This is a genomic window from Flavobacterium nackdongense (assembly GCF_004355225.1).
Lineage (GTDB): Bacteria > Bacteroidota > Bacteroidia > Flavobacteriales > Flavobacteriaceae > Flavobacterium > Flavobacterium nackdongense.
The window spans coordinates 1866775-1880058 of sequence record NZ_CP037933.1 but is presented as its reverse complement, the minus strand read 5'-3'; the positions used below and the strand labels follow the sequence as shown (position 1 = coordinate 1880058).

Genomic DNA, 13284 nt, shown 5'->3' with positions numbered 1-13284 from the left:
AATTAAGAAAATCTTGATTCATACATAACAATCATTTAAATAATATTAGCATGTATTTAACAAAAGAAGTTAAAGAAGAAATCTTCGCTAAACACGGAGGAAAAGCAGAAAACACTGGATCTGCAGAAGGACAAATCGCATTATTCACGCACAGAATTACACACCTAACTGAGCACTTGAAAAAAAATCGTCACGATTTTAACACAGAGCGTTCATTGGTACTTTTAGTAGGTAAAAGAAGAGCGTTGCTTGATTACTTGAAAAAGAAAGAAATCAACAGATATCGTGAAATTATCAAAGTATTGGGTATTAGAAAATAAACAATATAAAAAAGAGGTGCGTGAGTGCCTCTTTTTTTTAGCCCCCTAGCCCCCAAAGGGGGAATATCGAAAGATATTTTTTATAAGCTCCCCCTTTGGGGGTTGGGGGGCTAAAAAGTTTGGTTTTTCATTGGAACACAACAACTACAACAACACAACTATTCTGCTGACAGGCAGATCACCAATGTAAAATTAAAAAACGGAAAAATTATGATTCCACAAGTTTCAAAAGAGATTATCGATTTAGGAGATGGCAGAAGCATCTCAATCGAGACCGGAAAATTGGCCAAACAAGCCGACGGTTCAGTAGTAGTACAAATGGGAAATGCAATGTTGCTAGCAACAGTAGTATCGGCCCGTAAAGCAAGTCCAGGAGTAGACTTCCTTCCTCTTACGGTAGATTACCGTGAAAAATTTGCAGCAGCAGGACGTTTTCCTGGTGGATTTTTCAAAAGAGAAGCTAGACCTACCGATGGTGAGGTATTAACAATGAGATTGGTTGACCGTGTATTGCGTCCGCTTTTCCCAGATGATTACCACGCCGAAACGCAAGTGATGATTCAATTGATGTCTCACGACGAAGATGTAATGCCAGATGCCTTAGCAGGTTTAGCGGCCTCAGCAGCCCTTGCTATTTCTGATATTCCTTTTTCAACTTTAATTTCTGAAGTACGTGTTGCACGTGTAGACGGAAAATTCATTATCAATCCAAGTCGTGCTCAGTTAGAATTGTCAGACATCGATATGATGATTGGTGCTTCGACAGATTCTATCGCAATGGTAGAAGGAGAGATGAAAGAAATTTCAGAATTGGAAATGGTAGAAGCGATTAAATTTGCTCACGAAGCGATTAAACTTCAAATTGTTGCTCAAGAGAAATTGGTTGCCAAAGTAGGTAAAAAAGAAACTCGTACTTACGAAGAAGAAAGAGAAGACGAAGCAATTTACGCTAAAGTAAAAGCGGCGGCTTACGATAAAATTTATGCTATTGCAAAAGTAGGTTCTGGCAAACACGAACGTTCTGCTGCATTTGATGCTGTAAAAGACGAAGTTAAAGCTTTGTTTACTGCTGAAGAATTAGCTGAAAACGGTGATTTAGTTGGAAAATATTTCTACAAAACCAATAAAGAAGCGGTTCGTAATGTGATTCTAGATTTAGGCTTACGTCTTGATGGAAGAAAAACTACCGAAATCCGTCCGATTTGGGCTGAGGTTGATTATTTGCCATCAGTTCACGGATCATCAATATTTACAAGAGGAGAAACTCAAGCATTGGCAACAGCCACTTTGGGAACTTCAAGAGAAGCGAATCAAATAGATTCTCCATCTGAACAAGGAGAAGAAAAATTCTATTTGCATTATAACTTCCCTCCATTTTCTACAGGAGAAGCAAAACCACTAAGAGGAACGTCAAGAAGAGAAGTAGGTCACGGAAACTTGGCTCAAAGAGCCTTGAAAAATATGATTCCTGCGGATTGTCCCTATACAATTCGTATAGTTTCAGAAGTATTGGAATCGAATGGTTCTTCTTCTATGGCAACAGTTTGTGCTGGAACCTTGGCTTTGATGGACGCAGGTATACAAATGGTAAAACCAGTTTCTGGAATTGCTATGGGATTGATTACTGACGGCGATCGTTTTGCTGTATTGTCTGATATTTTGGGTGACGAAGATCACTTGGGAGATATGGACTTTAAAGTAACAGGAACTGCTGACGGAATCACGGCTTGTCAGATGGATATTAAAATCGAAGGATTGAAATACAACATCATGGAAGAAGCTTTGGCTCAAGCGCGTGAAGGTCGTTTGCATATCCTTGGAAAAATCACCGATACATTGGCAGCTCCAAAAGCAGATGTAAAAGCGTATGCTCCAAAAATTATCACAAGAACAATTCCTGGTAACTTTATTGGTGCTTTGATTGGACCTGGTGGAAAAGTAATTCAAGAATTACAAAAAGCTACGGGAACAACGATTGTTATCAACGAAGTAGACGAGCAAGGAGTTATCGAAATTCTGGGTACAGATCCTGCTGGAATTGAAGCGGTATTGGCCAAAATCCAATCGATCACTTTCAAACCACAAATGGGCGAAGCTTACGAAGTGAAAGTAATCAAAATGCTTGATTTTGGTGCGGTTGTAGAATATACTGCGGCTCCTGGAAACGAAGTATTGCTTCACGTATCAGAACTAGCTTGGGAACGCACAGAAAACGTTTCGGATGTTGTGAAAATGGGCGATGTATTCCAAGTGAAATACTTAGGACTTGATCCAAAAACACGCAAAGAAAAAGTGTCCAAAAAAGCACTTTTGCAAAGACCTCCACGTGAGGAAAGAAAAGAGTAATCAAATCTTAGTTTACTAAAGGTTCTTTTATAGGAAAACCCGTTTCATTCGTTTGAATCGGGTTTTTTGTTTTTGTCCAAAATTTTTGTAGTATTTAATTGTAAAAACAGCAGTAAATTAGTTTTTATTTCAAAAAAAAAATATCTTTAGCCCTATTAATTTTAAAATATAGTTTACCATGGTATATACAGTAATTCAAAACACAAAAATTAACTCTCAAGTTTTTACATTTTCAAGCCCAGAAACAGTTAGCTACCCTGTAGCACCCCTAGTTTCGGCAAAATTCTACAGCCCAAACGGTGTTTTAACTCTGAAAATCAGAGCTACTTTGTATATGAATTCCGATGATACGGTTGCTCCTAATGTTTCAACACCAACAGAATCTGGCGATACTTTGACGATTAATTTTGACTATGATTTCTCAGAAGTAACACCTGAAACCTGTGATGTATATTATATAGAAGTAGATTATACCTCTGAAACAGTGGCGAATATAAAAACTATTATATCCTATATGATCAACGAAGATCCACAAGGTTCGAGAGGGACAGAAACAGAAGTTTCCTATCCCTAATTGCTACAAGAAAAACAATCCTTTTTTTACCCAATTTGAAAATAATCGAAATGCATATGTCCAAATTTAAAGTTGTGCTCCTTTTCGTTGCACTTTTTTCTCCTATTTTGATTCAATCTCAAAAAACAACATTTGAAGAAGAGCTAAAAAAGGACATTTTTAAAAAAGCTAGCGCTTTAAAAACAAATACAAATTTTAATAAGGCTCAAACTTTCTACTTTAAAAAAAACTGGGATTCCACTTTGGTCTATTCAATGAAATGTTTAAATGCTAAACCTAAAAGAGATCTTGCTGATTATTGTCATGTTTTCAGGGGAGTTAGTTTTAGAGAGTTAAAACTGTTTAAAGAAGCTAAAAAAGAATTTTTATTAGTAACCATTAATTTTCCTATTTACAATTTTATATACAGTAGCCTTGGTTCGGTTTGTTTAGAATTAAACGAATTCGACAAGGCTATTTTTTATTATCAAAAGGCCGATTCTTATCCTAATAAGAACTCAAATAATAGTGATAAAAATATTGTTTATGAGAATTTAGGAGTCTGTTATTTGCATTTAAAACAGTTTGAAAAAGCAGAAAATTATTTTTTTAAATTCAAGGAAATCAAAGAAAAAGAAAAAGATACTATCAATCTTTTTAAAGTCTACACTAATATTGCCAATTTATATTACGAACAGTATAAGGACCTACAGGCTATACCTTATTTCGAAAAAGCCTATACCTTGTCTCAAAAAGTAAAGGATTTTAATATAAAAAGAAAGGCTGCATTAAATATGGCTGCTGTTGAAGAAAATAGAGACAACTTCAAGCAAGCCTTAGTCTACAGAAAAGAATTTGAGAAATGGAAAGATTCTATCAACGACCAAAATAAAATTTGGGCAGTAGCTGATTTTGAGAAAAAGTTTGCTGTAGCTCAAAAGCAAAAACAAATACAAGTCCTTGAAGTAGAAAGTCAATTAAAGGAGAGTCAACGAAATTGGCTGTTTTTCTCTGCAATTAGCATGTTTTTATTGTTAACGTCGGGAGTATATTTCTATGCACAAAAGGTTAAAAATGCCAAAATAATCCTCCTTCAAAAAAACAAACTCGACGAACTCAATGCTGCCAAAGACCAACTTTTCTCCATCGTAAGTCACGATTTGCGTTCCTCTGTTAATGCGCTGAAAACAAGTAATGCCAAATTATCGGAAACATTGGAAACCAAAAATTACGACGAATTAAACCAATTAATTATTCAAAATAGTGGCATTGCCAACGGAGCTTATAGTTTGTTGGACAACTTATTGCATTGGGCACTGTTGCAAACCAAGCAATTGTATTTTCATCAAGAATCGGTGCATTTGTTCTCGATTATTCAGCAAATCGAATACAACTACAAACCTTTACTAATAGACAAATCCATTACTTTTGATACTTCTGTTGCCAAAAATATTTTTATCTTCGTGGATCTCGATTCGCTAAAAATTGTGCTTCGAAATTTGCTAGATAATGCCATCAAATTTTCGAATGAAAACGGCAAAATCAGTTTTTATATCCAAGAAGATAATCCCAAATCCTGTCAACTTGTCTTGGAAGATAATGGCTTGGGAATGGATGAAGAAACTATTAATGAAATCCTGAAAGACGACGAATTATTAGTCAAAAAAGGAAAGTCCGAAGCCATTGGAACTGGGCTCGGAATGCAGTTGTGCAAACAAATGATCAAGAAAAATGGAGGAACAATTCGAATAGAAAGTGAACTCCACAAAGGAACTAAAATGATATTGACGTTACCAAAAACAGAACAAAATGGATAATATCAATGTATTAATCATAGAAGACACTCCCGAGCAAAGTGATGCACTTTCCAAGGTGTTGTTGGCTAATAATTACAATGTTGTGGGTATTGCCAGAACTTATACCGATGCGTTAAAACTGTTTTATTCGCAAACTATCGACATCATTGTAATCGATGTGTTTCTTGACGGCAAACCCGACGGAATCACTTTTGCAGAGACCATCAACATTATTCCAAATGCTTCCAAACCATTTGTGTTTTTGACTAGTTCCCAAGATCGACAAATTTTTGAAAGAGCAAAATTGACCAAACCATTCAGCTTTTTGATGAAACCGTTCAATGAATTGGAAATTCTTTATGCTTTGGAAATGGCTGTCGAAAAATTCTATGAGCAAAATAATGTCTTTCTTAGTGAAGATCAAGATACCGTCATCAGCAATGATTTTCTGTTTATAAAAAAGAAAAATGCGCTTAAAAAAGTCGCTATCAATGCCATACTTTATATTGAAGTTGAGGACCGTTATTGTAATATTATTACCGAAGGCGAAAAATTTGTCATTCTAATTTCGTTGACCAAAATCAGTGCTTTGCTGGATGCTAATACATTTATTAGAACCCATCGCAATATTATGGTCAACGTTTCGAAAATTGAAGAAATTATCCTTGCAGACAATCTCGTTGTTTTGAAAGGTGGGCATAAAGTAAATCTGAGTAATTCCTACAAAGACTTCATCAAAAAAATGAATATTTTGTCGTAATTCATTGTCGTATTTTCGTTTCAAAAAATGATGAAATCCGCTCCTTGCCGAGCGGATTTTTTTTATGATTACAACTAAAATGTATTTCATGACAGTAAAAATGCATTTCGTGACAATGGGGTACAAAAAGCCGAAAACCCAATGTACATTTGACTATCAAAACAACATAAAAACATTCATTATGACAGTTTCAAATAGCCACCTACCTATGTTAAAATTTTTCTCCCTTTGCCAAAGATTCGTGACAAATCCATTTTTTGGAGTACTGGTGTCATTGATCTTAATTCTTCCCAGTCTGTATGTAATTTTAGGCGATGTAACCATTTTCAGAAAAGAATACGTTTTCCTAGCCGTCGGAATTCCCTTGTATGTCGGCTCATTGAATAAAATTTTCAACAACATTTTAAATAGTGACAATAAATAAGCTCGAATAAAAGTAAGTTTTTTTTAATTATTTTTTTTTAGTAATTCCCGTTTCATTGGGGTTGAAACGGGTTTTTTTGTATAAAAAAAATAGTACGCCTTTTTTGTAACTTTTTTGAAACTCTGAGCGTATAACCATTCGTACACTTAAAAATTGAGGAGACAAAAACATGAGACAACTTAAAATCACCAAGCAGGTAACCAATCGTGAAACTGCATCATTAGACAAGTACTTACAGGAAATTGGAAAAGTGGATTTAATCACTGCCGATGAAGAAGTAGAATTGGCACAAAAGATTAAAGCTGGCGATCAAAGAGCTTTAGAAAAATTGACCAAAGCCAATTTGCGTTTCGTAGTTTCGGTAGCTAAACAATACCAAAATCAAGGTTTGACACTTCCCGATTTGATCAACGAAGGGAATTTAGGTTTGATAAAAGCAGCACAACGTTTTGATGAAACACGTGGTTTCAAATTCATTTCGTATGCCGTTTGGTGGATTCGTCAATCGATTTTACAAGCTTTGGCCGAACAATCTCGTATCGTTCGTTTGCCTTTGAACAAAATTGGTTCTATCAATAAAATCAATAAAATGTATGCTTTGTTAGAGCAATCTAACGAAAGACCACCAACAGCGGAAGAAATTGCCAAAGAGTTGGATATGACCGTAAATGATGTAAGAGAATCAATGAAAAATTCGGGTCGTCACCTATCAATGGATGCTCCGTTGGTTGAAGGGGAAGATTCAAACCTTTACGATGTATTGCGTTCAGGCGAATCGCCAAATCCAGACAGAAGTTTGATTCAAGAATCATTGCGTACCGAAATTGAGCGTTCGTTAGAAACACTAACTCCAAGAGAAGCCGATGTGGTGCGTTTGTATTTTGGACTTGGCGATCAGCATCCAATGACTTTAGAAGAAATAGGGGAGACTTTCGACCTGACTCGTGAGCGTGTGCGCCAAATTAAAGAAAAAGCCATTCGCAGATTGAAACATACTTCAAGAAGTAAAATATTAAAAACTTACCTAGGATAAATTCCAAAAAAACAAATTCCAAATTCCAATCTCACAGTTTTGGAATTTACTTCGTCAGTTCGCACTTCGTGCTCGTGTGGAATTTCAAATATTGGAATTTTATAGTTAACGACGGTCTGATTAACTGTTCGTTTTTTGATTGATGATTGAAACTCCGGCTGATTACCGGAGTTTTATTTTTTGCACGGCAAATAAAACTCTCGGTCAGTTCGCTTCGCTCGGGTTTAGCTTCGCACAGTTCGACTTTCAGTCTCGAGTCCGGAGTTTTATTTTTTTAACCTGAACTTGTTTCAGGTTCTCTAATTATAATTTACTTTTGCACAAATAACAATAACTAATTTCAGTATTAAAAGATGCTGAAATAAATTCAGCATAATAATGAAAAATACAATTATTGCACCTTCAGTTCTTGCTGCTGATTTTGCCAATTTGCAACGGGACATCGAAATGATTAACAATTCTGAAGCCGATTGGTTTCATATTGATATTATGGACGGTGTTTTTGTTCCTAATATTTCCTTTGGAATGCCTGTTTTGGCAGCCATTGCAAAACACGCTAAAAAAACGATCGATGTTCACTTGATGATTGTGGATCCAGACCGATACATTAAAACTTTTGCCGATTTAGGGGCAAATATTTTGACTGTTCATTACGAAGCTTGCCCTCATCTGCATAGGACACTTCAAGCGATCAAAGCCGAGGGGATGAAAGCAGGAGTAGCTTTGAATCCTCATACCAATATTGATTTGCTAGAAGATGTAATTCAAGACATTGATATGGTTTGTATTATGAGTGTGAATCCTGGTTTTGGAGGACAATCTTTTATCGAAAACACCTATTCTAAAGTAAAAAAATTAAAAGATTTAATCCATCGAAAAGGAGCAAATACCATTATCGAAATTGACGGAGGTGTTACCAATAAAAATGCCAAACAATTGACAGAAGCGGGAGCTGAGGTTTTGGTTGCTGGCAGTTTTGTGTTTAACGCTGTACATCCTACCCAAACGATTGCTGATTTAAAGAAACTGCTTAGTATCTAAATTTATAACTCCTTAATAATGATAATCCGAAGCCATACACTTCGGATTTTTTTTGTAAAAATTGCTTCTGTTCAAATAGCAGTTATGTTAAAAAAAGGTGATTTTATATTTAAATTAAAGTGCATTTAATGTTAAAAAGGTTAATAAAACCCCGATTTTGCCTAATATCGTTAACCTTTTGATAGTATTAAACTGCATTTTATTTCTAGCGGCGACACTACATTTGTTGATTAAAAAACGACAACAAATGAAAAAAAAGTACATCAAGCAGGTACTAGTTACCGCACTATTACTGTTCCATTCTTATTCTGAGGCTCAGACACTTTTACATTATTGGAATTTCAATACCAATACTTCCGTGGCTGCGATTACAACTCCAACAACAACCAACGTTCCAGGCGCGTCATTAAATGCGATTATTTCCGGAAGTAGTATAATTGATTTTGTTGGAGGAACCGGATCAAACTTTAATCTTTTTAATTTCAATACCCAAAATGGGGATCCTTCGGGGGCACATTTGCGTTTTAATACTCCAATTGGGAGCGCTTTAGTTTTCGCACTGCCTACAACTGGGTATCAAAACATTGTTGTGAAGTACGCAGCAAATCGTTCGGGTTCAGGTGCAGGAACCCAAGTTTGGTCGTATACCGCAGATGGGACAACCTACAATGCTTTTACAAATGTGATACCTAGCAGCACTGATCCTGCTTTAGTAACATTGGATTTTTCTGTCATTACCGCTGCAAACAATAATGCCAACTTCAAACTAAAAGTTGAGTTTCAACAAGGAAATGGAGGCTTAGTTGGAAACAATCGATTTGATAATTTTACAGCAGAAGGTACTAGTTTTAGCAGTGGTCCAGACGCAATTGCTCCTATTGCTACTATGCTTCCTGCGAATGGAGCTAGTAATGTAGCTTCAAATGTAAAACCAACAATAGCTTTTAACGAAAATGTTAGATTATTGAACAACGATGCTATTTCAAATACCAATATTGATGCAGTTGTTGAATTAAGATTGGGCAATCCTTCAGGAGCTTTGGTGCCTTTTGATGCTACTTTTGCAGCCAACACAATCACTATAAATCCTACTTCACTTTTATCCAATAATCAAATGTATTATGTAGCCTTATTGCCTAATGCCGTTGAGGACGAAAGCGATAATGCTATCACAGCGCTACAATCAGCTAGTTTTTCAACAGCGATTCCTAATGTATCGTTATCCGTAAGTAGCAATGTGGGTACCGAAGCTGGAACCACAAATGTTACAGTTACGGCAACGGCTTCCTCTGTTGTCAATGCTGACCAAACAGTGAATCTTTCTGTTGCAGGAACTTTTATTACTGCGGGTGATTACACGTTAAGTTCTAATCTTATAACCATTTTAGACGGTCAAACCACAGGAAGCGTTTCATTTACAGTTGTGAATGATGCCTTAGTTGAGAATACTGAAGCTGCTACTGTGACGATAAGTAATCCGTCATCAGGAATTATACTAGGAGCAACTACTGCTCAGTCAATAACTATTATCGATAATGAAACGCCTTTAAATATAAATCTTTCGAATTACGTTAGAGTAGGTCGTTATAATTTGCCTGAGCCAACTCGTACCACTGCTCCAACAAATAATTTGTTAGCGCAAGAAGTATCGGCAGTAACCTATAATTGGGATACAGACACACTTTTTCTTATTGGTGACGGAAGCACAGCCATTGTTCAGGTTTCTAAATCAGGGCAATTGATCGATACGATGACTTTGGCACAAGGAACCAGTCCGCAAGGAACTGAGTTTTATGATACAGAAGGAATCACTTATATTGGTGGAGGCCAGTTTGTATTGTGCGAAGAACGTGATAGAAAGTTGGTTAAATTCACTTATGTTGCGGGCTCAACTCTTATCAGAACTGCTACTCAAACAGTAACTATTGGTACACCAATTGGGAATGTGGGAACCGAGGGGCTTTCATATGATCCACTAACTTCTGGATATATTGTTTTAAAAGAAACTACCCCAATCGGTGTTTTTCAAACAGGAGTTGATTTTGCTGCAGGAACAGCTACCAATGGTTCGGCTTCAACTGTGAATTCTACGAATCTTTTTGATCCCGCTTTGATGGGTCTTACCGATGTTGCCGATGTTTTCGCAATGTCTAATATCCCATCGTTAAGCAGTTTGCCTTTGTATAATAATTTGCTGGTTTTGAGTCAGGAAAATGCCAAAATTGTAAATATTGACCGAAACGGAGTTATTGCCAATAGTTTGACTATTGTATCAGACCCCGGAAATCCATTAGATGTTGCCAATCAACAGCACGAAGGGCTTACTATGGATCGTGATGGTATTTTGTATGTTACGAGTGAGAATGGCGGTGGGGATATTAATCACCCTCAATTGTGGGTTTATGCTCCTTCTTCATTGCAAAATCTAGCACCAACGGCTATTGCCTTGGCCAATACCACTACCACTCTTGTAGAAAATTCAAATACCTCTGCAGCCCTCAAGGTTTCGGATATTATTGTAACCGATGATGGCTTGGGTACCAATAGTTTTTCTTTATCGGGTGCTGATGCCAATTTTTTTCAAATTATTGGGGCAAGTTTGTATATCAAAGCCGGAACGGTGTTGGATTATGAAACGAAAACAAGTTATAGTGTTACCGTCAATGTTGACGATACATCAATTGGAACTACTCCCGATGCGTCGGTTAATTATGCATTAACTATCACTGATGTGACGAACGAAATTGCTCCGGTTGTTGCGGTAACCGTTTCAGAAGTAGCTCCTTGGTCAAGTGGTACCGCATCGGTCACGGCAGATTGGTTTGAAGTGACTAATAATGGCGCTACTGCTCTTGATATTACCGGTTGGAAAGTGGATGACAGCTCCAATTTATTTACCTCCGCTTTAGCTTTAACAGGTATTACAAGTATTGCACCTGGAGAATCGGTCATTTTCTTAGAGACTGGCGCTACAAATGCAGCAACAATTGTAGCCAATTTCAAATCGACTTGGTTTGGCACAAATGTTCCTGCTAATTTGCAAGTTGGAACTTATACAGGTGCTGGAATTGGATTAAGTACGGCTGGTGATGCCGTTAATTTATTTGATGCTTCAGGAACGGTAAAAGCGAATGTTAGTTTTGGTGCAGCTACCACAAACTTCACTTTTAATAATGCTACGGGTTTAAACAACACAGCAGTTACCACTTTGAGTCAAGTTGGAGTTAATGAAGCATTTGCAGCTAAGAATGATGTGAATCAAATTGGATCACCTGGAACGGTGGGTAAATTGTTTATTTCAGAAGTGGCGCCTTGGTCTAGCGGAAGCAGTCCAGTTGCCGCCGATTGGTTCGAAGTTACGAATACTAAAGCCGTAGCCGTTGATATTACAGGTTGGAAAATAGATGATAATTCACAATCTCCCGTGGGTGCAGCAGCATTAAATGGCATTACTAGTATCAATCCTGGAGAATCGGTAATCTTTATTGAAACTACTGATTTGGCCGGAAAAACAGCAGCTTTTTTAAGCAACTGGTTTGGTTCAAATCCTCCTGCAGGTTTAAGAATAGGAAGTTACTCGGGTTCTGGCGGTTTAGGAACCGGTGGTGACCAAGTAAATTTGTATAATGCGACAAATACTACTCCGCAAACTTCAGTATTATTTGGTGCATCACCAGCTGTAGCTCCCTTTGGTACTTTTGATAATTCAGCTGGGCTAAACAGTTTGGTAAGTCCAATTACTCCATTGAGTGCTGTAGGTGTAAATGGTGCTTTTGTTGCAGCAAATAGTGCGGTAGAAATTGGTTCGCCGGGAACTTTTATCTTATCAGGTGGCAGTTTGTCAACGAACGATTTTTCTGTAAGCGAAAGTTTTAATGTCATTGCTTATCCAAACCCTTTTGATACAGGATTTCAATTGGATTTAAAAACAACTAGTACTGATGAGGTACATATGAAGGTCTATGATATGAGCGGAAAATTGGTGGAAGTTCGAAAGTTGGACACATCTGAATTGAAAAATATAAATACTGGAAATACTTATACTTCGGGTATTTATAATGTTATTTTGACACAAGGACAAAATGCCAAAACAGTACGTGTGATTAAAAAATAGGTTGAGTATTTATTCTAATAAACCCTCGTCGGAGCAATCTGGCGAGGTTTTTTAGTTTTTAATAAATCTTCAATTATTCAAAATTGTTTTCGTCGTAATTAATCATCGATGAAACATCTTGATACAATTCGGGGTAGTTGATTTTAAAAAGCTGAGGCGTTTCAAAGAAATGTTCTAAAATTACTGCAATGAATTCAAAACGATTTTCATAAGCATATTCTCTGAAGTATCCTTGTTCAGATAATTTTTTGTTCAGATTTGCATCATTGTAATAGGTGATGACTTTATTATATTGGTCATAAAAAATGATAGCACTTGGATCGTTGCTCTTCAATCCATGAAAATGAAGTATATGCGAAAATTCGTGAAGACCTAGATTGATATTGTCGTTTGTTGTTTGATGTCCAAGAATAAAATCTTCCCAAGAGAAAACTACCGCTTTCATTTTGGGATTGAATTCACCTTTGTGAAATTGTTGTTTTGAAGTTGAAAAATACGCAGATGGATATACTATTATTTTAGTAAACAAATCAATAAGATAGTGCCTCATTCCAAATGTCAAGGAAATATAAGTAGCAGCAATAATAATCTTCATTTCATCGGTGATTAGAATTTCTTCCTTTCCGATAAATGGATACTTTTTTATGAAAGAAGCTACTCGATGTTCAAAATATATTTTATTTTTTGGTGTCAACCGTTTAAAAAACAAAAACTCTTTTTCTATAATTTGTTTTTGAATTTTGGTCAGTTTTTTTGGAAAAAGGTAGAAATGAATATATAATGGTTTGTTGAAAATCAGCATATACGCTGGCTCTACAATTCTATACAAGATTAGCAGCAAAAATAATATCCCAATATAAATTAAAACTAAATGGTAGATAATCATAATTTAGGGAT

General features: G+C 36.3%; 9 protein-coding genes. 8 read left to right on the top strand and 1 reads right to left on the bottom strand.

The window, feature by feature from the left end; translation table 11 throughout:
- The first annotated feature begins 50 nt into the window (after positions 1–50).
- From rpsO to E1750_RS07950, 8 genes are all read left to right on the top strand, one after another.
- Positions 51–320, top strand: a complete 270-nt coding sequence (gene rpsO / locus E1750_RS07990) for a 30S ribosomal protein S15 (RefSeq protein ID WP_133276266.1) — start codon at positions 51–53, stop codon at positions 318–320.
- A 210-nt stretch (positions 321–530) separates the two neighbouring features.
- The gene (locus E1750_RS07985) at positions 531–2666 is read left to right on the top strand and encodes a polyribonucleotide nucleotidyltransferase (protein ID WP_133276265.1); all 2136 of its coding nucleotides are present in this window, start codon (positions 531–533) and stop codon (positions 2664–2666) included.
- Positions 2667–2844: 178 nt separating this feature from the next.
- A complete protein-coding gene (locus tag E1750_RS07980; RefSeq protein ID WP_133276264.1) occupies positions 2845–3240 on the top strand; it encodes a hypothetical protein in 396 nt (131 codons plus the stop codon).
- Between the two features lie 56 nt (positions 3241–3296).
- The gene (locus tag E1750_RS07975) at positions 3297–5036 is read left to right on the top strand and encodes a tetratricopeptide repeat-containing sensor histidine kinase (protein WP_227873983.1); all 1740 of its coding nucleotides are present in this window, start codon (positions 3297–3299) and stop codon (positions 5034–5036) included.
- On the top strand, positions 5029–5775 hold the full coding sequence (locus tag E1750_RS07970; RefSeq protein ID WP_133276263.1) for a LytR/AlgR family response regulator transcription factor: 747 nt from the start codon (positions 5029–5031) through the stop codon (positions 5773–5775). Before E1750_RS07975 ends, E1750_RS07970 begins: the two co-directional genes overlap by 8 nt.
- Positions 5776–6368: 593 nt before the next feature.
- Entirely contained in the window at positions 6369–7232 is an 864-nt protein-coding gene (locus E1750_RS07960) for a sigma-70 family RNA polymerase sigma factor (RefSeq protein WP_133276261.1), read from the top strand.
- Between the two features lie 378 nt (positions 7233–7610).
- A complete protein-coding gene (gene rpe, locus E1750_RS07955) occupies positions 7611–8273 on the top strand; it encodes a ribulose-phosphate 3-epimerase (RefSeq protein WP_133276260.1) in 663 nt (220 codons plus the stop codon).
- A gap of 247 nt (positions 8274–8520) precedes the next feature.
- Entirely contained in the window at positions 8521–12387 is a 3867-nt protein-coding gene (locus E1750_RS07950) for an SdiA-regulated domain-containing protein (protein WP_133276259.1), read from the top strand.
- A gap of 73 nt (positions 12388–12460) precedes the next feature.
- Here the strand turns inward: E1750_RS07950 and E1750_RS07945 are convergent, their stop codons facing one another.
- Positions 12461–13273 carry a zinc-dependent peptidase gene (locus E1750_RS07945; protein ID WP_165698019.1) on the bottom strand — a complete coding sequence of 271 codons (813 nt, stop codon included), beginning with the start codon at positions 13271–13273 and terminating at the stop codon, positions 12461–12463.
- Positions 13274–13284: the final 11 nt, after the last annotated feature.

What these genes read in the sequence shown, in the direction of transcription:
- rpe (WP_133276260.1), top strand. Translation starts at nt 7,611, where the DNA reads ATGAAAAATACAATTATTGCACCTTCAGTTCTTGCTGCTGATTTTGCC.
- E1750_RS07970 (WP_133276263.1), top strand. Translation starts at nt 5,029, where the DNA reads ATGGATAATATCAATGTATTAATCATAGAAGACACTCCCGAGCAAAGT.
- E1750_RS07980 (WP_133276264.1), top strand. Translation starts at nt 2,845, where the DNA reads ATGGTATATACAGTAATTCAAAACACAAAAATTAACTCTCAAGTTTTT.
- E1750_RS07950 (WP_133276259.1), top strand. Translation starts at nt 8,521, where the DNA reads ATGAAAAAAAAGTACATCAAGCAGGTACTAGTTACCGCACTATTACTG.
- E1750_RS07985 (WP_133276265.1), top strand. Translation starts at nt 531, where the DNA reads ATGATTCCACAAGTTTCAAAAGAGATTATCGATTTAGGAGATGGCAGA.
- E1750_RS07960 (WP_133276261.1), top strand. Translation starts at nt 6,369, where the DNA reads ATGAGACAACTTAAAATCACCAAGCAGGTAACCAATCGTGAAACTGCA.
- E1750_RS07945 (WP_165698019.1), bottom strand. Translation starts at nt 13,273, where the DNA reads ATGATTATCTACCATTTAGTTTTAATTTATATTGGGATATTATTTTTG.
- E1750_RS07975 (WP_227873983.1), top strand. Translation starts at nt 3,297, where the DNA reads ATGTCCAAATTTAAAGTTGTGCTCCTTTTCGTTGCACTTTTTTCTCCT.
- rpsO (WP_133276266.1), top strand. Translation starts at nt 51, where the DNA reads ATGTATTTAACAAAAGAAGTTAAAGAAGAAATCTTCGCTAAACACGGA.